This is a genomic window from Streptomyces sp. CG4 (assembly GCF_041080655.1).
GTDB lineage: Bacteria > Actinomycetota > Actinomycetes > Streptomycetales > Streptomycetaceae > Streptomyces.
The window spans coordinates 9,347,394-9,367,711 of the sequence record NZ_CP163525.1 but is presented as its reverse complement, the minus strand read 5'-3'; the positions used below and the strand labels follow the sequence as shown (position 1 = coordinate 9,367,711).

Below are 20,318 nucleotides of genomic sequence, written 5' to 3'. Positions count from 1 at the left end.
GGGGCTCGGCTGCCCGCGTGGGTGAGCCGAGATCCGCCAGGCACATACCGGACCCTACCGACATCACCTTTGGATGTCTGGAGATAACCAGGTACTGTGCAATGCATGGAACCTGACATTGCAGGTAAGCCTGTCGCGGGCAAGGCGGAGAGCCAGCTCCGCAAGGGAGTGCTGGAGTACTGCGTGCTCGCGATCCTGCGGGAGGGACCGCGCTACGGCGTGGAGCTGCTCGAAACCCTCGGCGCGGTGAACGGCATGGTCACAAGCCAGGGGACCATCTACCCCTTGCTGTCACGGCTACGCCGTGACGGACTGGTGGAGACCCGCTGGCAGGAGTCCCCCAGCGGGCCGCCCCGGCGCTACTACGAGCTGACGCCGTCGGGGCATGCGGCGCTGAAGGAGTTCACCGCCATCTGGCCGCACTTCCGTGACGCGGTCGACCACTTCATCACCGACTGACAGGACACCATCGTGACGATCACCGAGCACCCGCTGGTAAAGCACTACCTGGCTACCGTGACGCGCGAGACGGCCGGACTCAGCCCGGAACGCCGCAACGAACTGCTGGCCGACCTCGAGGAGCACATCGCCGTGGCGCTCGAGGAGTCCACCTCCGGCGACGACGAGGTCCGCGCCGTGCTCGCACGCCTCGGCGACCCGCGCACGATCGCGGCGACCGCGCTCGGTGAGGAGCGCCCCGCTCCGCAGGCGAGCCGGATGCGCATCCTGGCCATGCTGGTACTGCTTGCGGTGACCGGACCCCTGACGGTCTTCACCCCTCCGCTGGGCCTCCTTGCCTTGATCGGCGCAATCTGGTGGCTGTGGGTCGCGCCGCAGTGGCGCTCCCGGGACAAGGCGACCGCGACGGCAGCTGCCCTCGTGCCGCCGCTGTTCGCGGCGTCGCAGTGGGTGCTCCCCGCGGGCGCGGTGAACCTCGGCGTCGGAGCGTTGTTCATCCCGTTCACCCTGGCCGTCGTGGCACTCCCGGCCGCCGTCGGCGTCCATCTGCTGAGGGCGGCGAGCCGGCCGGCATGACGCAGATCTGCTGCTGCCGATCGGTACGGCCGCGCTGCTCTTCCCCGCGCCGGCCTTCGTGCTGTTCGTGCTCGCCCCGCTCGCCGCCGGCACGGTGACCTTCGGCCGCCGTCTCATCGCGCTCCTGCTGGACGTCACCGGCATCGTGCCACTGACCCCGGTCATCGCGGTCCTGTCCTGCTGCTCACATACATCGGCGGGGGCGCGGCGCTTCCCTTCGCCGCTGGGACGGTCTTCGTCGACGTCACCTCTTCGGCCACCAACCCCTCCGCGCTGATCGAGATCGCGGGCCAGGGGATCCACCAGGAGATGGCGTACAGCCTCGGGGCCGACCCGGTAACCCCGCACACGTTCCTGCTGCTGCCGAGGCTCTGTCCGACCGACAGGCACCGGCACCGGTGGCTGTGACCGGCGGCTCCCGCACAAGTGGGTATCCGCCTCCCACCTCCAGCCACACACCTGGTGCGCCGCTCGCCCTCACCACCGGTCACCACATGCCCAGCCCGACCGACCAACTCTGAGAGTCCCCCCGCAGCAAGAGGAGAGAACGATGCAGTCACAGCTCGCACACCAAATGGCCCTGGCTCCTACGGGAGACATCATGATCGCAGGCGCAGGAGCTGCTGTGACCCTCGGCGCTCTCGCATTGTTCTTCGGCGCTCTGCTCAGCATCGTCAGGTCCGACCTCACCGGCGGGAAGGTGCTGGTCTGGCTCGCTTTCGCCTTGTTGGCCCCTTACCTCGGGAGCCTGCTCTGGTTCCTCATCGGTCGCCGCAACGCCGAGCGCCGGCCAGGCATCGCCTGACTCCAGGAGGGGCACCATGCTGTCTTCGTGATCGGGTGGTCACTGGGCTCATGCCGTGGCATGGCCGCGCCCGGGGCCTGATTACGCTGCCCGCCACGCAATCTGTGTGCGGGACGGTTCGCCGCTGCGGCGGTTCATAGGAACAGGAAAGGTGGAGACATGGCCAAACCAGTTCGCGCGGCTCTCGGGGGCGTGTGGATCAAGTGCAACTTCTGTCAGGGAGACCTCTTCAGGGACCGGCAGGTGAAGCTCAACAGTTCCGGCATGGAGTTCATGAACTTGGGATGGGCAAACGAGTCGGCAACCGGCCTGATCTGCTGGAACTGCGGCTATGTCCATCTGTTCGTCAACAGGGACCTCGAACTGTACAAACAGAAGAAGGGCTAGCGTGTCCTGAGTCGGAGATCTTTCGGTAGTTCTCTTGGGCGGCGCCGACTTCCATCATCAGCGGCCGCAATAGAGCATGCCGGTCGTGCAGCGAACAGCGAGTGGTGTGGTCTGGTCCGTCGGCGCGAAGTGTCCTCGATAGCGAGGCCGGATCGGGTCAGCCGGTCGCGGATGGTGTCGGCGGTGGCTCAGCGCGGTGTAACCGTCGTTGAACGCGCGCTCGTTGTCGCAGCCGACCAACCATCACGGGCGGCCCTGCTTCAGCGACTTGGCGCTGATTCTCGTCGTCGATGTCGGTGACATTCCTGACGAACAGGCGAACAGGCGAACAGCCAATTCGATCTCCGTTTGTTCGCTCCGGTAGTTCGGCGTGCCACAGGAGGTGAGGAACCTTACGGACACACGTCGGTCCGTGAGGGAGAGGCGGTGGACAGCCACGATCAGTGTTGTCGCGCAGAACGCGGCGACCACGGCAACGGCGATGGCGGAGGGAACGTGCCAGCCCGCCCAGCTGAAGGAGTCGAACCGGGGCTGGGAGGAGTGGCTGGGCTGAAAGGCGAGGACCGTGCGCCGCATGATGTCGACGGCGTAGGTCAGGGGATTGAGCAGGGTGAGCGCCGCCATCCAGGCCGGCAACGCACTTACCGGGAACATCAGGCCCGACAGGAAGGTCATCGGTGTGATGAGGACGGTGAGGACGGTGTTGAACGTCTGGAGCCGACGGATGGAGACCGCGACCACGGCGCCCATGAGGGTCATGGCCAGGGCCGCGAGCAGCAGTTCGGCCAGGAGCGCGGCGAACAGGTCGGGCCGGTAGGGCACTCCGATCAGCCCGGCGCTGGCCAGGACGACGGCGCCCTGGCAGGTGGCGACGGTTGCGCCGCCGACGCACTTTCCGATCAGCAGGGTGCTGCGCTGTACCGGGGCCACCAGCATCTCGCGCAGGAAGCCGCTCTGCCGGTCCCAGACGATGGAGGCGCCGACGGAGATGGCCAGAGCCTGGGCGACCATCACGAGGACGCCGGGGAACAGGAAGAGCAGATAGTTGTCGGAGGACCCCTCGGCCACCAGGCGGGACAGACCGACGCCCAGGATGTAGAGGAAGACCAGGGGCTGCAGGAGTGACACCACCACTCGGGTCCGGTCCCGGAAGAAGTGGATCATCTCTCGGCGCCAGACCATACGGCCGGCGCGCCACTCGGCTGCGAGGCGTCCCGCGCGCTGCTTGGAAGGACGCCCGTCCTCGTGCCACGGCAGGCGTACGGTTGCGGGCGCCGTCATGACCGGGCTCCCACGCTGACGGGGTCGGCACCGACGGTGCCGGTGTCCAGGCCGCGGCCGGTGTGGTGGAGGAACACGTCGTCCAGGCTCGGCCTGGTCACGGTGACCTCGTACACGGGCACGTCCAGCCCGGCGCACAGCGCCGGCACGAGTTTGGCGCCGTTCCTGGTGCGGACGCGGAGCAGGTCGCCGTCCGCGACCGGCTCCAGCCCGAACCTCTCGCGCAGTACGGTGGCCACTGCCGCGTTGCCTCCGTCCTCAGCTCGATCGGCCTGGGAGCGGCACTCGCCCTGCCGTACTGGGCGGCCAACGCCGTGCTGGTGTTCACCCCCGCCGACTCCGCCGTACCGGTCGTCCCCCTCCTGCCGCCGCTGGGGTGTTTGCTGACCTCGACGGCCGTCCTCGTCCCCACCCTCGCCGCCGCGGGCCGCGCCCCGGCCGACACCGGGACGATCTGGCGTCTGTGGCCCTGTGGCGCGGACTGATCGACGCGGTTCCCGAGGCCGTACTGAACTCCCCCCGGTGCCGCCTGTGCGAGGTGCTGCGGCGCGGCTTCCCCCGGCAGTTCCTGATGTACCGGAAGCTGATCGAGATACGCGACGCGATTCTCGTCTTGCACCGCCATATCGACACCACGACCGCACAGGCCGCACGCTCCCACGTCGCGACGGCCGAGCTCTCCGAACCGCTCGGCGAGGCTACCGTCCTGGCCTGCCTCGTCCGCGAGGGCTGCCGGGCTCACGTCTCGGGCGGGCCCGAACTGCCCCAGCCCTACGAGATCGTGGGTCCCCCCATCGACAACCTCGGCCAGGAGAAGGCGTTCCTTCTGAGGCCGGCCGCCGCCTACGAACGCCCGCTCGCCCGCGCTTTCCGTACCCCTGGTGATCACTTCCCGGGCAGGCGTGACGCGGGCGCAGAGCGCCACTAGGTTGGCTCGCACTCAAACGGCTGACCTGTGAACACAGCGACCGGCCCTTTGCAATGATCACGGCTTGCCACACACATGCCACACGGTCCGCCAGGAGTCCGCTTCACCCCGAGCCTTGCGGATCATCGAGCCCAGCCGTTCGGCCATCTCCTGGTCACGGCCGTTGACCAGGTGCTGATAGATCAGCACCGCGCGAGGCGTGCTGCGGCTCATCCTGGTGCTTGCCCTGGTTGGGGTGTCAGCAGCGTGGCCGAGGCCCTACGGCTGCGGGTATGTGACGCCCTGAACTTCTGACACCCGGTTGGCCTTACAGCCTCACACCCTGGACATGCCCGGAATGCCAGTTATATGAGCTGTCGGTACGTTCATCGCAGGTCGGTCGTCCGGCCGACGCACATAGGAAAGAGAGAAGTGTCCATGCCCTCGCGTACTTTCGCTGTGGTAGGCGCCGGAATAGGCGCGACCGTCCTTGCAGCCGGTGGCATCACCTATGCCTCGACCGTCGAATCCACCCCGGCTTCCCCGGCTGTCCACCGGGCAGCCCAGCCACTCCACCACCCCGCCCAACCGACCCACCACGCCACCCAGCCTGCGCAACACCCCGCATCCGCAGCTCCTGCCGCTTCTGCCTCGGCTCCTTCGGGCGCCAAGAACGGGGGCGGAGGCGGCAGCGGGAGCCGCGATGGCGGCGGACGCAGTGACGGCGGAGGCGGACGTGAAGGCGGCGGTGGGCACGGTGAGGGCGGCGCACGTGACGGCGGCGGTGGGCACGGTGAGGGCGGCGGACGTGACGGCGGGGGTGGACACGGTGAGGGCCACAGGAGGGGCGGAAGGATCTTCTTCAACGAACGTTCGTACCCCGGCTTCGTTAGGGGGTGCATCACCGTGGCCAGCGGACTGGGCGCTGACAGCTTCAATGTCCGCAATGAAAGCAGGAGGGCCGTCGAAGTCTTCCGGGGCTTCGACTGCGACGGTGGCCCTCCGGTCGCCGTCGTGGGACCCCGCAGCGAGACCTTCGGCGTGGTGCCCCATGACCACGGCGGCGAATTCGGTTTCGACGGCGATGGCGAATTCGGTCACCACGGCGTCGTGGGCAGCTTCCGGGTGGTCTGCGACCACGACGAGTGGTAAAGGCACCACTCGACGCACGGGAAAGTCTCAGGACCGATCACGGTCCGGGGCTTTCCCCATCTGCCCTTGAGCAGTGGAACTACCGCCGCCTATGCCGCTCCAGCACCTGGCACACCTGATCAGTCCTTGTGACCGGCTGCCGAGCGGCAGCCTCCGGCCACACGAGGCAGTCGAGACGCCAGTCCACGAATCCGGCCTCTCCGCGGGAACGGAAGCCCTCCTCTCCCGAACGGTCGTCACGCCACACCCTCCCCTGCTCGCAGAGACGACCAGTGGTGAGACATACGCCGTCTCGGGGTTGGAAGATGTGGGCACGGCCGCCGAGCCGTCATGTGTAGCGCCCGGGATGGCGCCCACTTCAATGCCTCCGTCACCTCCCTTGCCGTTCGACGAAGTGGGGGCGCCCCTGTACCCGCCGACTGACATCGGGGGGACGGAGGCGTTCCGGAGGGATCCGCCATTGGCACTGACCCACCGCCTGGCTTCCGGCCTGCGGCAGGACGTTGCGACGGAGGCGGCTTCCCCTACCTGTCCCGGGTCTCCCGCCAGCCCCGGGCCAAGCGGGCCAGCACGCGGTGCACGGTGGACGGGACCAGTCGCAGTAGGTGCGCGATGCGGGCCGGTCCCCAGCGGCGCATGACGCGGACCTTGATGATGCGCCGCTCGGTACGGGTCGGCATCCGGCGCGGGCTGGTGCGCGGGCGGCTGGAGCGATCGGTCATGCCTGCCTCACCGAACGCCTGGTAGCGGTCAGCCCAGCGCCGGGCGGTGGTCGGCGAGACCTGGCAGCGTTCCGCGGCACGGCGCAGCGGCCAGTCGTCTTCGACCACGCAGCGGGCAAGCCGCAGGCGTCCGGTCTCGGTCAGAGGTGCATACGGTGGACCACGAGGGCCTTTCTGTTCGTGTAGACGTCGCAATCCACACCGAAGCCGGAAGGCCCTCACCTGTTCGAGATCCCTCAGCAGAGACCTGCCTCACCCGTCCACAACCTCACCGGACAGAACATCTAGGGCATGCTGCTTGACCAGCGTTCTCTGTCACTCAGCGAGGGTGGGGGCGTGTAGGCGGGTGATGCCGAGCATGGCGTGGTGGAGACCGTCGGCGTTTGGTGGGTCTCGGATCGACCCGGCTCCTGAGCTGTCAACGGGCGGGCCGCTGCGGCTGGGCAGGGGCGGTGGACTTGCGGGCCTGCTGCCGACGGGCGCGCAGTTCCAGGCCGCGCTTGCGGAGGATGAACAGGGCCGCGATGACGACTCCGGTGGGGATGCCGATCCATCCGGCGATGTAGTGGGCGAGGAACATGTCAGGGCCTCCGGTTTGCTGTCATCGCTGCTGGGTGTTGCCTTGGATGTCCTTCACGCTAGGGACCGGGGTGTTCGCCGGGCGTCGGCGCGTGGTTGTACTCCGGGTGGGGGTTGGGTGGAGGCGGATACGACCATGGCGTGCCTGGCTCTGCCTAACGGGTCTGGGGCGCCCAGGAAGGCTGGCCGGGCTCGTGTCGGTCGGGGCGCTCAGGTGCGAGGGCGGGTGGCCAGCCACCAGCACAGGCCGGCGAGGGGGAGTTCGACGGCTGCGGCGAGGAGGAGGGAGAGCGGCAGGTCGTGAGGGGTGCTGGTGGTGATGTCGAACCATGCGTCGACGCAGAGCATGGCGGCGCTGGCGGCGGCGTGGGGAGGGACACGGTCACGCCGGCGGGAACGCAGGGCGTAGGCGCCGGTACGGGCGAGTTGGCCGAGGAGGAAGACGTCGAATCCGACCCAGGCCATGCGGTAGTGCTCGGACAGCTGGCGCCCCGGCAGGGAGTGGGAGAGGTAGACGATCCAGGGCAGCAGGATCGCGCTCAGCGTCAGATACAGCGGTCCGATCCAGCGTGGGAGCCCGAAGCGGGTCGTCGGCGGGGGTGTCGTCGGGCGGGTGGTCACGCGCTCGTTCCAGGCTCGGCATAGCCGTGGGTGTAGGCGTAGCGGATGGCCTGGGCGCGGTCGCGGCTGCCGGTCTTGGTGAAGATGCGGTTGATGTGGGTTTTGACGGTGGCTTCGCTGACGACGAGCTGGCGGGCGATCTCCCGGTTGGACCGGCCCTCGGCGATCAGACGCAGTACGTCCGCCTCGCGGGCGGTGAGATCGCTTGGGGCGGAGCCGGCGGGCGCGGCCGGGGCGGGTGTGCCGGTGGCGGCGGCGAGCAGGGTGCGCTGCGCGGCGGGGTCGAGGACGGCCTGGCCTGCTGCGGCGGCCTTGACGGCGCGTTCGATGTCGGCGCGGGTGGCGGCCTTGGTCAGGTAGCCGAGGGCGCCGGCCTGCAGAGCACCGAGGATGGACGTGTCGTCCTCGTAGGTGGTCAGCACCACCACCCGGATGTCCGGACGGTCGGCGAGGATGCGGGTGGTGGCGTCGATACCGTCGCAGTGCGGCATGTTGAGGTCCATAAGCACCACGTCCGGCTGGAGGTCGCGGGCGAGCGCAGCTGCGGCGTTGCCGTCCTCGGCCTGGCCGACGACCTCGATACCCGGGAGGGTGTCCAGCAGCAGCGCCAGTCCTTCCCGGACAGCGGCTTGGTCGTCGACGACGAGGACTCTGATGGGGGGCGTGGTACCGGTCACGCGGGAATTGTGACGCACACCTGCCAGGTGTTGTCCATGACTTCGGTGTGAAGGGTGCCGCCTGCCAGCAGGGCGCGTTCGCGCAGCCCGGTCAGGCCGTAGCCGGCTCCGGTGGCGCCGAGGGGCCGGGGAGCGGTGGCGTCGGGCAGCGGGTTGGAAGCGGTGAGCATGGTGTGGTCCTCGGTGTAGACGAGGGTGAGCGTGACGGGTTGGCCGGGGGCGTGTTTGGCCGCGTTGGTGACCGCCTCCTGTGCGGTGCGCAGCACGGCGAGGGTGGCGTCCGGTTCCAGGCGGCGGACGGTTCCCTCGACGTGGAGGCGCACGGCCGGGGCGGTGTCGTCCTGCTCGGGCCCGGTGGTCAGGCGGGCCAGCAGCTCGGGCAGAAGCGCGCTGTCCTCGCGAAGGGCGTGAACGGCGCGGCGGGTCTCGGTCAGCCCCGCGCGGGCGAGGTCCCCGGCCCGGCCGACACAACCGAGGGCCTTGCCCAGGGCGGGGTCCTCGCGGGTTGCCGGGCTTTGCTGCAACAGTGCCTGCGCGGCTTCGAGTTGCATGGACAGGGCGCCGAGGGAGTGGGCGAGGATGTCGTGGATCTCGCGGGCGATCCGGGTACGCTCGTGCAGGACGGCGGCCTGGGCCTCGGCCTGCCGGGCACGGCGGGTCTGTTCCAGCAGCGCCTCGGCCTGGTCGGCGCGCTGGATGTGGCCGAGACGGATGAAGCCCGTCCCCAGACCGGCACCGATCAGCACCAGGTAGCCGAGCATCACCGCCGTACCGCCGCCGACCACGATGGTGGTCACGGCCAGGGCGAGTGCCCCGGCCACGGCGATCGCGATGGACGTCTCGGGGGCCAGAGCCGCCGCCACCACCATTGCCGCCACGGCCGCCGCGGCGATGCCGACCGAGTGCGGGGACAGTCCGCCCAGGGCACCCCCGCCCAGCGCCGTCGCGGCCAGGGCCACGGTCAGCAGCCGCTGTCGGTGCTCCACGGCGATCCACAGCAGCCACCCGGCCGCGCTCACCGCCAGCGCGCAGGAAATCGCGAGCCCCCGGCCGTGCCAGCCGGCGGGTGGACGAGCATGCGCGGTGCTGGCGAGCAGGGCCGCCAGACCGGCGAGCCGCATGACGCGGATACCCCATAGATAGGCGGGCCGGTCGCGGAGCGCAGGGACGACGGCGGGCATACAGGCTCCCGGATCAAGCGGGCGAGCGCCGGCCGAGCCGGACGTACTCGGGGTGGGCCGGACGCGATAACCGGACCCTACCGCGCCCCGCACCGATGCCATCAGCGCTGGTGCCGGGCCACAGGGGCACCCCGGCACGGAGATCTTCCGCCCCCGAGCCCGCTTGCCAGGGGCTCAACCGGGGCCTTCACTCCCTGCGCCGACTCTCACTTCAGCCCACACGGGGAAAGCCATCCGGGCCTGCCGTCCACGCACCCGTCGATCACCGGCGGCATCAACCCGGTCTCCACCCGCGCTCCACTACCAGGCTGACGCGACCGACCTCTCCGCGTACCTAGCGTGGAATCCAGTCAGGCACCCCAACCACCGCACACCGAAAGCGAGTTCAGCGATGCTGATCGGTCTCCTCGTCCGTCTCGTCAAGGCGCTCAAGCGCCGCGGCTGATTCCCGTCCCGCCCATACCCATACCGGACGTGCCATGCCGTGAAGGGAGAAACGCCATGCTGATCGGTCTCGCCGTCCGCCTCGTCAAGCGCCTCACCTCTCGTGGGTGAGTGACCGCCCTCGGACCACCACGCCGAGCGCCCCGGGGATCCGCTCCCCGGGGCGCTCGCGCATGCGCCACCACACAACCGAGAGGTCATTCACACAGCTCAGCGGCGTCAACCCCGGCTCAACCCGGCACCCACCCGCAGACCGACGAGCCGGACCCACCCCCGCTCGTAGCTTCGAAGACGTCAGCCGACCCCGGCACCACCACACCGCGAAGGACCCGCCATGAACGCCAGCGTCTGGATCGTCAACCTCGCCGTCCTGACCACCGTGCTCCACGCCGACCTCGGCTACAAGAAGATCGCGTGGCTCCGCCTCGCCCGCCCGATCCTGCTCGCCGTGGCGGTCGTACCGATCTTCGCCAAGAACATCGCCACTCACGGCAACGGTCTCACCCTGGAGATCATCGGCCTGGCCGCCGGCCTGCTGCTCGGTCTGCTCGCCGCCGCACTGCTCAAGGTCCGCTACGACGAAGACCGCCGGGCCTCGTTCTCCACCGGCCGTACCCCCTACGCCGCTCTGTGGGCCGTGGTCATCGGCGCCCGACTGTGGTTCGCGTACGCCTCCGTGCACATCTTCCCCGCCCAGCTCGGCCACTGGATGCTCACCCACCACATCACCAGTGACGCCCTGACCGACGCGCTGATCTTCCTGGCCATCGGCATGCTGGTCGCCCGTACCGCGGCCCTCCTCGCCAAGGGCACCCGCGCCACCCGCACCCACCTCACCGACACCACCAGCGCCCCCGCCCAGCAGTACAACGCGGCCTGATGCCTCACGGCACAGAAGCCGGACCGCCGATGCCACCAGCGTGTGGATCGGCGGTCCCGTCGTGCGAAACGGGCCAGGGCTCGCAACGCGGGGGCGGGACCGGCTGGGACCACCGACCGTCACTGACTCGGACGGTGTGGCCGGTGAACGCCACCGTCGCGGTGGAGGGCGTGCACCGTCACTTCGTCGGTCGGCGCGAGGCAGTTCCTCACGTCCTGGCCTTCGCGTCCAGCCCTCACGGGAATGCCGACAGCAGCCTGAGCCCATCCGCCGGCACCGGGCGGTATGGGGATGAGCTTCGTGTAGCGGGTGTGGTCACGTCGCCTGAGCCGTCCACCGAGATGCCCCCGTCGATCTTGCCCGCTGCATCGGCTGCCCGCTCACGTGAGGCTTCAGCCGCCTCTCAGTCTTATCCCGAACCGGGTGCGCAGTCGGTGGATCTCCCACCATGCGATCGCCGTCACCGTGGCCGGACCGCCGATGAGCAGCGCATAGGCGATCGGCGTCGGTCCGCTGGGCAGTTTTGCGGTGGCCGCGAACGCCCAGACCAGGAAGGTGGCCAGTACAGGCGGTGCCGCGGGGTGAACCGCGGCCGCGCCGAAGCCGGTTCGTGCGATGGCGGCAGAGGCGAACAGGAACACCGACCACACGACTGCCGCCAGGAACCCGAAGGACAGCCACGTGGCCACAGAGCCGCCGAGTCGGGAGGGAATGGCTACGCTCCAGGCGACGACCAGCACGACGATGAGCAACAACATGCCAACGAACAAGCTGAGTTGGCGCAATGAGGCGCGCAGGGCGGCCCACATCGTCCGGCGGCGGCCGGGAGCCGCACCCCAGACGAAGAGCATGAAGACCACCGGTGCGGTGACGACGAGCAGCCACGGCGTGGCGAGGAGCGCGCCCCAGCGATCCGAGAGCGACTCGCTTATGTCCTGCACGGTGCCGAAGGCCACGACGTCCGCGAATGACGCCGCGAACGCCGCGCACGTACGGAGCCTTTTGACGCGTGCCACGTCCGGATCGCGCACGGGGACGGAGCCTGCGTCACGAAGGAAGAGGCGCCAGGCGACGCGGCGGGCGCTGCGGGCGAGGCCGTACAGCCCCATCAGGGGAGAGAGCAGCAGCAGGACGGGCGACAGCAGGAGCAACACACCGCCGGGCAGGCGACCGAGGAGCCCGAGCAGCGAGGGCCAGTCCCGGAACAGTGCCGGGCCGGCCGGGTCAGGAGCTGGGGGCACAGGCACCCTGTTCGGCGCCCTGGACGGCAACGGACCACTTCCCGGTCGAATGGAGACCAAGTCCACGCACCTCGCCCGCGGGTACCCCTACGTCTTCAACGCATCCCCCGGCAAGACGCGCGGGCCACACGGTGTGGTTCCCGCACTGTCAGCCACCCACCACGTCCGGCGAACGGCGCGCCTGCCGCGCCGGCTCCCCGCCACACCAGACACAAGGCGCCGGTGGGTGAGAAGGGACTGACCAGGCGGTCGGAGGCCGGTGCACCCACCAGACACCCTCCGCGAGCTCCTGGTCGCGCGAGCGCTTGGGCACCAATGCGGCGAGCAAGGCGCTGGTGTCCCGCAGCACGATCAGCGAGAACCGCCGGTGCGTCGACAGCCTCGGAATCTCCGGCGGGAGCTACGAGCAGGACCAGCAGGCCGCCGGGGAGGCCCTGGCCGCCCTTGGGTTCGAGCTGCCCGTTCACTGACGAGGTGTCATCGAAGCCCTGGAAAACCCGGCCGGCGGTCTCCGCGGCCCGCACAGACGAGACCTTCACTTGATGCCCTCGGAACAACGAAACCGGGTCGCATCGGCGATCGCCCACCGTGGGCGAGCCTCCAGCCGCACCGGCGTTATTGCCCTGCCGGATAACGTCGCGGAGCGGAAGCCCGTCGGCGTGGGTGGTCACGGCACCGGCTGGCGGTCGGCGGTCGTGGACCCCATGAACTGGACCATGCGGCGCCGGCTGGCCGTGCGCCCCAGGGCCGCCATCGCGCGGTTGAGGCGGCCGGAGATGACGCTCGGCGGTGGTGTGCGGCGGTCGAGCGCGCGCAGTGCCGTGGCAACGACCTCCTGCGGGGACTGGCGCTTGCTGCCGCCGTCTGCCGCATCCGTGCCGACGACGTCGAAGAACTCGGTGCTGGTCGCACCGGGCGACAGCGCGAGAACCCGCAGCCCGGTCCCGCGGGATTCATGCCACAGAGCCTCGGTGAAATTCAGCACGAACGCCTTGGCCGCCGCGTAGACGGCCATGTTCGGGACGGGGAAGTACGCGGCCATGCTCGCGACGTTGACCAGCACTCCGGTGCCGGCGGTCCGCAGCGGCTCGATGAATGCCCGGCTGATGTCGACGACGGCCACGATATCGACGCTGATCTCCTGACTGAGCCGCTTGGGGTCCTCGGTGTGGAAGGGGCCGAAGGTACCGAATCCGGCGTTGTTCACGACGCTGGTCACCTCCAGGCCGCGGCGCGCCACCTCCTCGGCGAGGGTCTGCCCCGCGGCGGGCAGGCTCAGGTCGAGGGGGATGACTGCGGCCCGTACGCCGTGAGCAGCGGTGAGTTCGGCGGCCAGCTTCTCCAGCCGTTCCGCGCGGCGGGCAACGAGGACGACGTCTGAGCCGCGGGCGGCCATCTGTCGGGCGAACTCGGCGCCGATGCCGGCGCTGGCGCCGGTGATGAGGGTGGTCTGGCCGTGGTAGTCGACGGTGCTCATGGGCGGCTCCCGGGAAGGGGTGGACACTCTCGGCGGTGACACTGCTCTGGCACTGTACGCCGAAACTGTCACACAGTGCCAGACTGGTACTGAGTGCAGAATGCGGTAGGCTACGGAGTCATGGACCATCGCGCGGGCAATCCGACGGGACTGCGGGAGCGCACCCGGCGAGCCGTACAGGCCGAGATCGTCTCCACTGCGATGCGGCTGTTCCTCGAGCACGGATTCGAGGCCACCACCATGGAGCAGATCGCGAACGAGATCGGCATCTCGCGACGCTCACTGTTCCGCTACTTCGGCACCAAAGAGGACATCGTGCTCGGCGACCACGCCGAGCACGGCAAAGCCCTGCGGACCGCGCTGGAAGCGCGTCCAGCCGGCGAACTGCCCTGGGAAGCTCTCCGAGCGGCCCTCAAAGCGCTCTACGACTCGCTCCCTTACTCACCTGAGGACTTCCTCAAGATCACCAGCATGCTGCACGCCTCGCCCTCCCTCCGGGCACGCCAGCTGGAGAAGCGCCAGCAGTGGACGGACCTGCTCGTCCCGGACATCGTGCGACGCCTGGGCGCAACCACGGACCCGATGAACGAGCTGCGGGCCCGCGCGCTCGCCGCCTGCGCCCTGGCCTGCTTGGAGACCGCAACGGACGCCTGGGTGCGCAGCGGCGGCACGATCGACATGGAGCGGGCCTTCGACGAGGCGGTCGCCGCAGCCCGCGGATGAGGAGGCCGTCAGGCTCAGTCGCAGGAGGCTGCCGTCGCGATCAGCGGGTTCGCGGGCCCGGCGACTCAACGCCCTCGTTCACCGCGACCACCACGCGGCGACGCCGTGTCCGTCACCGCGGGTGACCAGGTGCTCCAAGTGTCGGACGCCAGCGCGCTGTTCACCAGGCGGTTCGCCGTGGTGGTTCCCGGTCACGGCGAGCTCGGCGGCCCGCAGGCGCTTACCGACGTCCGGCCGGGCAGGAATGGATCGAGCCGGGCGTCGAATGCCGGGCCGTGCGGCACTTCACCGGGCTTCATCCCACCCCGCCCATTCTCCGGCTCCGCCTGCCCCACTTGGTAGACAGGTCCCAGCGCCGCCACCCGTCGCTCGGTCCGTCAGCCTTGGCAGGAGTTCCTCGACGGTGGTGTTCAGGTGCAGTTGAAGCTGGCGGTGCGGGAAGAAGAACCCGCTGTCCGTGCGGTGGAGCAGGACGCGTTCCTCCGCGGTGTGCAGGAACCGCCGGTACCGGTAGGGGGTGCGCCCCCGGTACGCCAGGACCGCCCTGATCGTCCAGTGCCGCAGCACGGCGAGCCCCCCGTAGCGGAAACCCCGGACCACGGCGAACAGTGCGCCCAGCAGGATGGCGATGAAGCCGGCCCGGCGCAGATCGTGGTCGGGCGTGGCCAGGCCGATCAGCACGATCAGGCCGATGCCGCCCACGGCCAGCCCTGCGAACCCGTGGACCAGGAAGAACCGGACCGTGCGGCGTACCCCGTCGTTGGGGCGCGGGCGGCGGTCCTGCAGCGAGGGTTCGAATTGGTTGCCGACCACGTAGACCAGTCCCATCAGGAAGGCCGCGGCCGGGCCGATCCACGGGGGGTTCGGACAGAGCAGGTGGACGACGTATCCGAGCAGGCAGTCGATGGCGATCCACACCACCACGGACAGCGTGCCGCGCGCCATGGGTGAGTGGATCACGTACTCGCGTCGTCGCCAGGTCCACCGCAGTTGTTCCACCGGCTGGAACACGTCTGTGTAGCTGGCCTCCATCTGTGTGACCGCCACCCAGAGGTAGGCAAGACCCACCACGAGGCATCCAGGTGACGTCAGATCGGCCTTCACCACGAAGACCAACCAGACCAGAAGCACGAACATCACGGGCCCGTTGGCCATCATGGGCAGGGCTATCGCCCCGCGCTCCCGGCCGGCGCCGGCCTTGTCGCCGTCCTCGCGTTCGTCGATCTGCAAGAAGTGCCGCTCCGCCAGGTACGCCTGTGCGCCGACCGTGACTGCCATGGCCAGGGCAAGGGCACCGGCGTCCCGCAGGCTGGTGTGCAGCACGCCGGCCCGGACAGCGAACGTCAGCCACACCAGGGTGAGCCCGAAGGCGAAGAACGGCATGGTCACGTTGGGGATGATCCGCGGGAGGATCCCCTCGGCGCGGGACAGCCAGCTCAGGTCCAGCCGGTCCAGAAAGAGGACGTGCTCCCCGCGTGCGGTGAGCGTCCGGGCGAGCCAGGTCAGCCACGTCAGGGTTCGCTCGGGGGTGTCGTCCGGCCTCGGGCGCTCCCGGCGCAGGCACTCACGCGTGTACGCGTCGAAGATCCGGTCGCGGCGCTCGGTGAGGCTGCCGGGGGCGCGCAGGTCGTCGGCAGGCCGGTTGCGGTACGTGAGCCTGATGAAGCCGAGCATCATCGGCGACTGGAACAAGGGCCACAGCTCCGGGTCTTCCTCCAGCGCGGCGTGGACGTCCGCAAGGGCTTCCCGGTCCTCCTCCAAGAACTCCTGTACGTCCTGCCGGCTCGGCGGCTGGATCTCGACGTACCGCAGCGCACGGAGGTCCTGCGCCAGCCGGCGCAGGTCGGCCTCGTCCGTCCTGCAGCCGACGGCCATGCCCGGGCAGAGCCGGCGCAGGCGCCGGAGTTCGGCGACGCACTTGGGCCGGTCCCGTTCCGGCACCTCGTCCAAGCCGTCCAGCACGGGGAGCAGGCGATGCTCGCTCAGCCAGGTCCGCACCAGCAGGCCCGAGATGCCTTCGTAAGTGGTCATCGCGGCGGCCAGCCACTCCTCGATGGGTTCGCCCCGGTAGGTATCCAGCCGCAAGTAGACCGGAATGTACGGGGGTTCGCGGTCGTCGGGGCCGTTCAGCACCTCCACGGCCATCCGGTGGGCGAGCCGAGCCAGCTGGGTGGTCTTCCCCATGCCTGGGCTGCCGAGCACCACCAAGTCGTCGGTGTCCTCGTAGAGCGCGCGAACGCTCGTCACTCCGGTCGGCACCGGCACGAACTCGGCCCGCCGGGCTCTTCTGGCGCGGCGTCTGTGCCCTGCGCTCCTCGGTTCCGACGGCTTCTCGGTGAGGATCGCAAACCGTGGTGTGAGGTAGTGGTGGGCCTCGGCTCGGCCGAGATCCTCGGCTGCCCGCTCCCTGACCTGCTTGACCAGTCGGCGGCGCATCTGTACCTCATGCCTGTCCCGGCGGGCCCGGACCGGCCAGGTGACGGTCATGACGACCCACGCGACGAAGGCCCGCACGAGTCGCCGGACGGGATAGCGGAGCGCCCCCGCGCCGGGGGCGGTCGAGCCCACGTCGGGCGCGGCACCGGCCTCCTGGCCATCGCCGCCTGCATCAGCCCCCTCGCGCTGCTCCTTGATCCCAGGAAGCAGCAGACGATCCGGTTCCTCCCCGGCACCCGCCTCCTGCCGCATCCGTGCCGCATGCCACCGTGGCTCCCACTCGTCGGTGTCCCCACCCAGCGCCGTGACGATCAACAGGAACTTGTCCAGGGGCGGGCGTCGCTTGCCGGAGAAGAGCGCGGAGACATAGGACTTGCTGAGGTAGGCGGCGGCGCCCAGTCCGGTGACCGTGGGGCGGTCACCGGGGTCGAGCCCTTCATAGAGCTCGTCGTAGACACGGCGCATCAGCGCGACCCAGGGCCGTAACTCCGGTGTGGCTGTCGCCGGATCCGGGCGCTGCGGCCCCTTGCGTGGGAAGCCGGAACCCTCTGCCATCCGCTCTCCTCGTTCACAAGTCGTTCATTGCTGTTCACGCGTTCACAGCTGCTGGAAGTGCCTGGTCGGCGGCGTGCGGCAGGTCGTAGAACTTTGCTCGGCGGACGGCACCGGCCGATCCCGCCGCAACTGCCCCCCAGCCGTCCCGGCGAATTCATCTTGCCCTGCATGGCGCGCTTTGTCCGGCCAACTGCCGATTTACCAGATCGGCTTGACATATCCGAGGAGTACTCACATGGCAGGTTCACGCTTTCTCGCCCCTTTCAGTGGCCTTTTGACTGCCGGGCTGGGGGTGCCGGCCGAGGCGCCCTGGTGGGTGCACGTGACACTGGCGTTCGCGACGCTCCTGGTCCTGCACGCCGAGGCCCTCGTCAGCGCCCACAACGAGGCCCGCCGCGGCCGCCACGAAGGCCGCCTCCTGTCCGAGCTCCCCCGTCGGCAGGCTCTCGCCTACCTCCGCGAGGCCCGACACCCCCACCGACGCCGCCGGTGAAGGCCGGGCTCCGTTCAGTCGATCTCGACAGGGGTCGCAGGGCTCGGATCGACTGCCGGCAGCATCGCCGCTGCCCCACCACACACAGCAGGCTCCGTCCGGCCCGGTCGAGTGGGACCGGGCCGGGCGACCCACAGCACCGTGATCGCCATCGCCGCCGTCCCTGAAGGGTCGTCAAGGGTCGGTCAGAGACTGTCCGCCGGAGGACACCGAGGCGCGCAGGAGGATCCCGGCGTCGTGGCTGACCGTCGTCGGCTGGGGTTCAGACGTGGGTCCGCCGCACGCCGGTGCACGCGGTCAGCCTGCTGCTGTCTTCGGTGGGAAACAACATGAACGTCCAGGAGCCATCGGCAGCCCATCTGCCCCAGGCGAACTGGCTGCTGATGCCGGCCGAGCAGTTCCACGGCGTGTGCCAGATTCGTGGTCTCGATGCCCCGGCGGCGCGTGTGCCGCAATCGACGTCCACAGGCAAGGCAGAGCAGCTCAGCAGACGGGGACGCCTCGTCGTTGCACGCCGTAGCGTCCTCTGAGGACTGAAGCGCGACCTGTATGACCGTCTCGGACCGATCTCTGTAGAGCTACGGTTCAAAAGGCTGCAGGTTCGGATCCTGCCGAGTGCGCACAGAACAGAGGCCCCGGGCTACGCCAGATGCTCATCGCCCACTACGACATCCTGCTGTTGGCCGGTGAGCGGGTCGTCCCCGTGCTCGCCCGTGACGAGGTAGACCACGCGTTGAGCCACTCCCACGGCATGGTCGGCGAAGCGTTCGTAGTAGCGGCCGACGAGCGTGGCGTCCACAGCCGTCTCCACGCCGTGATGCCACCGGTCGTCCATGAGGTGCTCGAAGATCGTGCGGTGCAGGAAATCCATCCTGTCATCGTCTTTCTCCAACTGGAGTGCCGCGTCGATGTCCCGGGTGATGAGCACCTCTGCGGCCTGGACCATCAGGCGCTGCGCGAGATGGCCCATCTCCAAGATCGTTCGGCGCAGGTCGCGTGGAATCGCGCTTCGGGGATAGCGCAGCCGAGCCAGCTTGGCCACGTGCTGAGCCAGGTCTCCCGCCCGCTCCAGATCGGCGCTCATGCGCAGTGAGGTGACCACGATCCGCAGGTCCGTGGCGACCGGCTGCTGTCGCGCCAGCAGCGTGATCGCCCGGTCCTCCAGGTCGCGCTGCAGATCGTCGACCCTCTCATCGCCCGAGATCACGTTCTCGGCAAGCTGCAGATCGGCATCGAGGAGAGCGGTGGTGGCTCGGCCGATGGCCGAGCCGACCAGGTTCGCCATCTCCACAAGGCCGTCAGTGATCGATTCCAGTTCTTCGTGGTAGTGCTCGCGCATCGTGTGCCTCCCCGGGACGTCGCTTGTTGCCCAACTTCCTCCGGCTGGACGGCTGGCCTGATGGGGTCGGATCGACCTCACTCACCTCCATTTCAGGAGCCTTCGCCGAACCTGCTCGTGTGGATGACGCGCCCGTGATGGCGGTGTCGGTGGATGTCGGGCTCGCGGCGGAGCGCGACGAGCGCCGCGTCGTCGTCAAGGCGTCCGCCGGTGTAGGCGAGTAGATCGCGCTGGATGTGGTGCAGCAGAGATTCTGGGCCCGCCGCGCTCCAGTGGGCGGCGCGTGTCTCGAACGGGTAGAACTGGCCGTGGGCGTCGCGGGCCTCAATGACGCCGTCGGTGTAGAGCAGGAGTGTGTCGCCGGGCTCGAAGGAGAGCACATCGATCTTGTATTCCTCCGGCCCCAGTTCGCCGATCCCCAGCGGTGGCGCGGGGTGCAGGCTGGGAATGGTGAGGGCACTGTTGGGGCTGAGCAGCAGGGGCGGGGGGTGCCCGCAGCTGACTATTCGAGTGATGGGGTCGTCGTCGGGGAGTTCCAGCAGCAAGGTGGTGGCGAAGCGTTCGCCAGTTTCCTCGACCGGCTCGAAGTCGGCCAGGTAGCGGGTGACGCTCTGTTCCAAGGAAGCGGCCAGATCGGGCAGGGATGTGTGCCGGTGGGCGGCTTCGCGGAAGGCTCCGAGCAAGAGGGCGGCCTCGCCGATGGCGGACAGCCCTTTGCCCCGCACATCGCCGATCATGATGCGCACGCCGCCGATGATGCGGGTGGCCGCGTAGAGGTCACCGCCGATCTGCGCCTCGTCCTCGGCGGCCAGGTACTGGCAGGCAATCCGCAGGGCGCCGATTCGCTCCGGCAGCGGCCACAGCAGGACGTGCTGCGCGGCCTCTGCGACCGACCGCACCTGGGCCATCTGGCGTCGGTGCCGCTCACGTACCACGCAGAAGAACACGATCATGGCTGACAGCACTGACAGGGCGAGAATCTGCACCAGCACGTTACGCGAGAAGAGCACTCCGAAGTGCCAGCCGATGTACGCCTGCGCTGCCGTGGCCAGGAACCCGATCAGCCCGGTCAGCCGTGGGCCGGCGAACGAGGCGGTGATCGCGGGGGCTATGACCAGCAGCGGGCCGAGATGGATGTCCGCCGGGACCAACTGGTCCACCGCTGTGATCACCACGATGAGCACGATCGGGACCACCAGCAGCGTATGACTCGACTGCCACAGCTGCCGCACATCAGCCAAGCCGTGCCCGGCCTCCACATGTTCCAGATTGCCATCGCCAAAGGCGGCTGACGAACGATGGCGGCGATATGAGTAGCGGCGGCAATGACATGCCTCTGATGCCTTAGCACGCTGTTCCGCTCAATCTTGGTGCCCCGAACTC

At 69.2% G+C, this 20,318-nt stretch carries 24 protein-coding genes and 1 pseudogene; 12 read left to right on the top strand and 13 right to left on the bottom strand.

From position 1 onward, the window contains the following. Window positions 1-105 precede the first annotated feature (105 nt). The 4 genes from AB5L52_RS43255 (at window position 106) to AB5L52_RS43240 (ending at window position 2,227) form a co-directional block, all read left to right on the top strand. Window positions 106-459 carry a PadR family transcriptional regulator gene (locus AB5L52_RS43255; protein WP_351034594.1) on the top strand — a complete coding sequence of 118 codons (354 nt, stop codon included), beginning with the start codon at window positions 106-108 and terminating at the stop codon, window positions 457-459. 12 nt (window positions 460-471) lie between these two features. Beyond that, window positions 472-1,035, top strand: coding sequence for a DUF1700 domain-containing protein (locus tag AB5L52_RS43250; protein ID WP_369368540.1), 564 nt, complete (start codon window positions 472-474; stop codon window positions 1,033-1,035). A 625-nt stretch (window positions 1,036-1,660) separates the two neighbouring features. Beyond that, window positions 1,661-1,840, top strand: coding sequence for a PLDc N-terminal domain-containing protein (locus tag AB5L52_RS43245; RefSeq protein WP_351576523.1), 180 nt, complete (start codon window positions 1,661-1,663; stop codon window positions 1,838-1,840). Between the two features lie 159 nt (window positions 1,841-1,999). Further along, window positions 2,000-2,227, top strand: coding sequence for a hypothetical protein (locus AB5L52_RS43240; RefSeq protein WP_351576526.1), 228 nt, complete (start codon window positions 2,000-2,002; stop codon window positions 2,225-2,227). Window positions 2,228-2,470: 243 nt separating this feature from the next. Here AB5L52_RS43240 and AB5L52_RS43235 read toward each other — a convergent pair whose 3' ends face one another. Both AB5L52_RS43235 and AB5L52_RS43230 read right to left on the bottom strand, forming a co-directional pair. Continuing rightward, on the bottom strand, window positions 2,471-3,508 hold the full coding sequence (locus tag AB5L52_RS43235; protein WP_369368539.1) for an ABC transporter permease: 1,038 nt from the start codon (window positions 3,506-3,508) through the stop codon (window positions 2,471-2,473). Beyond that, entirely contained in the window at window positions 3,505-3,747 is a 243-nt protein-coding gene (locus tag AB5L52_RS43230; RefSeq protein ID WP_369368538.1) for a hypothetical protein, read from the bottom strand. The genes AB5L52_RS43235 and AB5L52_RS43230 overlap by 4 nt, the downstream gene beginning before the upstream one ends. Before the next feature lie 75 nt (window positions 3,748-3,822). Here AB5L52_RS43230 and AB5L52_RS43225 point away from each other — a divergent pair, with 75 nt between their 5' ends. Both AB5L52_RS43225 and AB5L52_RS43220 read left to right on the top strand, forming a co-directional pair. Next, window positions 3,823-3,993 (top strand): hypothetical protein, encoded by a 171-nt coding sequence (locus AB5L52_RS43225; RefSeq protein WP_369368537.1) that lies wholly within the window; start codon window positions 3,823-3,825, stop codon window positions 3,991-3,993. Continuing rightward, window positions 3,972-4,436 (top strand): DUF6545 domain-containing protein, encoded by a 465-nt coding sequence (locus AB5L52_RS43220; RefSeq protein WP_369368536.1) that lies wholly within the window; start codon window positions 3,972-3,974, stop codon window positions 4,434-4,436. The genes AB5L52_RS43225 and AB5L52_RS43220 overlap by 22 nt, the downstream gene beginning before the upstream one ends. A 57-nt stretch (window positions 4,437-4,493) precedes the next feature. On the opposite strand, the gene AB5L52_RS43215 is transcribed toward AB5L52_RS43220, so the two are convergent. Then, on the bottom strand, window positions 4,494-4,649 hold the full coding sequence (locus AB5L52_RS43215) for an integrase (protein ID WP_369368535.1): 156 nt from the start codon (window positions 4,647-4,649) through the stop codon (window positions 4,494-4,496). A gap of 672 nt (window positions 4,650-5,321) precedes the next feature. Between AB5L52_RS43215 and AB5L52_RS43210 the strand changes: the two genes are divergently transcribed. Beyond that, window positions 5,322-5,567: a hypothetical protein gene (locus tag AB5L52_RS43210; protein ID WP_351027333.1), complete on the top strand. Its 246-nt coding sequence runs from the start codon at window positions 5,322-5,324 to the stop codon at window positions 5,565-5,567. Between the two features lie 560 nt (window positions 5,568-6,127). On the opposite strand, the pseudogene AB5L52_RS43205 reads toward AB5L52_RS43210, so the two are convergent. The 5 genes and pseudogenes from AB5L52_RS43205 to AB5L52_RS43185 form a co-directional block, all read right to left on the bottom strand. Then, a pseudogene (locus AB5L52_RS43205) lies at window positions 6,128-6,433 on the bottom strand (leucine zipper domain-containing protein); the annotation flags it as partial. A 274-nt stretch (window positions 6,434-6,707) separates the two neighbouring features. Then, the gene (locus tag AB5L52_RS43200) at window positions 6,708-6,869 is read right to left on the bottom strand and encodes a hypothetical protein (protein WP_351576540.1); all 162 of its coding nucleotides are present in this window, start codon (window positions 6,867-6,869) and stop codon (window positions 6,708-6,710) included. Between the two features lie 209 nt (window positions 6,870-7,078). After that, on the bottom strand, window positions 7,079-7,489 hold the full coding sequence (locus AB5L52_RS43195) for a hypothetical protein (protein ID WP_351027329.1): 411 nt from the start codon (window positions 7,487-7,489) through the stop codon (window positions 7,079-7,081). Next, window positions 7,486-8,166, bottom strand: a complete 681-nt coding sequence (locus AB5L52_RS43190) for a response regulator (RefSeq protein WP_369368534.1) — start codon at window positions 8,164-8,166, stop codon at window positions 7,486-7,488. The genes AB5L52_RS43195 and AB5L52_RS43190 overlap by 4 nt, the downstream gene beginning before the upstream one ends. Continuing rightward, on the bottom strand, window positions 8,163-9,347 hold the full coding sequence (locus AB5L52_RS43185; RefSeq protein ID WP_369368533.1) for a sensor histidine kinase: 1,185 nt from the start codon (window positions 9,345-9,347) through the stop codon (window positions 8,163-8,165). Before AB5L52_RS43185 ends, AB5L52_RS43190 begins: the two co-directional genes overlap by 4 nt. A 778-nt stretch (window positions 9,348-10,125) precedes the next feature. Here AB5L52_RS43185 and AB5L52_RS43180 point away from each other — a divergent pair. Further along, complete coding sequence (locus tag AB5L52_RS43180) at window positions 10,126-10,671, top strand: hypothetical protein (protein WP_369368532.1); 546 nt, start codon at window positions 10,126-10,128, stop codon at window positions 10,669-10,671. A 392-nt stretch (window positions 10,672-11,063) separates the two neighbouring features. On the opposite strand, the gene AB5L52_RS43175 is transcribed toward AB5L52_RS43180, so the two are convergent. Next, window positions 11,064-11,912 (bottom strand): hypothetical protein, encoded by an 849-nt coding sequence (locus tag AB5L52_RS43175; RefSeq protein WP_369368531.1) that lies wholly within the window; start codon window positions 11,910-11,912, stop codon window positions 11,064-11,066. A 305-nt stretch (window positions 11,913-12,217) separates the two neighbouring features. Between AB5L52_RS43175 and AB5L52_RS43170 the strand changes: the two genes are divergently transcribed. After that, window positions 12,218-12,382 (top strand): hypothetical protein, encoded by a 165-nt coding sequence (locus AB5L52_RS43170; protein WP_369368530.1) that lies wholly within the window; start codon window positions 12,218-12,220, stop codon window positions 12,380-12,382. Between the two features lie 197 nt (window positions 12,383-12,579). Here AB5L52_RS43170 and AB5L52_RS43165 read toward each other — a convergent pair whose 3' ends face one another. Further along, window positions 12,580-13,389 (bottom strand): SDR family NAD(P)-dependent oxidoreductase, encoded by an 810-nt coding sequence (locus AB5L52_RS43165; RefSeq protein WP_369368529.1) that lies wholly within the window; start codon window positions 13,387-13,389, stop codon window positions 12,580-12,582. A 120-nt stretch (window positions 13,390-13,509) separates the two neighbouring features. On the opposite strand from AB5L52_RS43165, the gene AB5L52_RS43160 reads away from it, so the two are divergent. Continuing rightward, window positions 13,510-14,112, top strand: a complete 603-nt coding sequence (locus AB5L52_RS43160) for a TetR/AcrR family transcriptional regulator (RefSeq protein WP_369368528.1) — start codon at window positions 13,510-13,512, stop codon at window positions 14,110-14,112. Window positions 14,113-14,397: 285 nt separating this feature from the next. On the opposite strand, the gene AB5L52_RS43155 is transcribed toward AB5L52_RS43160, so the two are convergent. After that, window positions 14,398-17,103, bottom strand: a complete 2,706-nt coding sequence (locus AB5L52_RS43155; RefSeq protein ID WP_369368527.1) for an NACHT domain-containing protein — start codon at window positions 17,101-17,103, stop codon at window positions 14,398-14,400. Window positions 17,104-17,377: 274 nt separating this feature from the next. On the opposite strand from AB5L52_RS43155, the gene AB5L52_RS43150 reads away from it, so the two are divergent. Further along, entirely contained in the window at window positions 17,378-17,596 is a 219-nt protein-coding gene (locus tag AB5L52_RS43150) for a hypothetical protein (protein ID WP_369368526.1), read from the top strand. A gap of 287 nt (window positions 17,597-17,883) precedes the next feature. Next, on the top strand, window positions 17,884-18,126 hold the full coding sequence (locus AB5L52_RS43145) for a hypothetical protein (protein ID WP_369368525.1): 243 nt from the start codon (window positions 17,884-17,886) through the stop codon (window positions 18,124-18,126). 110 nt (window positions 18,127-18,236) lie between these two features. Here the strand turns inward: AB5L52_RS43145 and phoU are convergent, their stop codons facing one another. Both phoU and AB5L52_RS43135 read right to left on the bottom strand, forming a co-directional pair. Then, window positions 18,237-18,935, bottom strand: a complete 699-nt coding sequence (phoU, locus tag AB5L52_RS43140; protein WP_351576568.1) for a phosphate signaling complex protein PhoU — start codon at window positions 18,933-18,935, stop codon at window positions 18,237-18,239. Window positions 18,936-19,027: 92 nt separating this feature from the next. Further along, complete coding sequence (locus AB5L52_RS43135; protein ID WP_369369069.1) at window positions 19,028-20,167, bottom strand: PP2C family protein-serine/threonine phosphatase; 1,140 nt, start codon at window positions 20,165-20,167, stop codon at window positions 19,028-19,030. Window positions 20,168-20,318: the final 151 nt, after the last annotated feature.

Bases quoted from the DNA above. Each gene is read 5' to 3' on its own strand.
- AB5L52_RS43255 (WP_351034594.1), top strand. From the start codon at position 106: ATGGAACCTGACATTGCAGGTAAGCCTGTCGCGGGCAAGGCGGAGAGC.
- AB5L52_RS43240 (WP_351576526.1), top strand. From the start codon at position 2,000: ATGGCCAAACCAGTTCGCGCGGCTCTCGGGGGCGTGTGGATCAAGTGC.
- AB5L52_RS43235 (WP_369368539.1), bottom strand. From the start codon at position 3,508: ATGACGGCGCCCGCAACCGTACGCCTGCCGTGGCACGAGGACGGGCGT.
- AB5L52_RS43215 (WP_369368535.1), bottom strand. From the start codon at position 4,649: ATGAGCCGCAGCACGCCTCGCGCGGTGCTGATCTATCAGCACCTGGTC.
- AB5L52_RS43200 (WP_351576540.1), bottom strand. From the start codon at position 6,869: ATGTTCCTCGCCCACTACATCGCCGGATGGATCGGCATCCCCACCGGA.
- AB5L52_RS43185 (WP_369368533.1), bottom strand. From the start codon at position 9,347: ATGCCCGCCGTCGTCCCTGCGCTCCGCGACCGGCCCGCCTATCTATGG.
- AB5L52_RS43180 (WP_369368532.1), top strand. From the start codon at position 10,126: ATGAACGCCAGCGTCTGGATCGTCAACCTCGCCGTCCTGACCACCGTG.
- AB5L52_RS43165 (WP_369368529.1), bottom strand. From the start codon at position 13,389: ATGAGCACCGTCGACTACCACGGCCAGACCACCCTCATCACCGGCGCC.
- AB5L52_RS43160 (WP_369368528.1), top strand. From the start codon at position 13,510: ATGGACCATCGCGCGGGCAATCCGACGGGACTGCGGGAGCGCACCCGG.
- AB5L52_RS43155 (WP_369368527.1), bottom strand. From the start codon at position 17,103: ATGGCAGAGGGTTCCGGCTTCCCACGCAAGGGGCCGCAGCGCCCGGAT.
- phoU (WP_351576568.1), bottom strand. From the start codon at position 18,935: ATGCGCGAGCACTACCACGAAGAACTGGAATCGATCACTGACGGCCTT.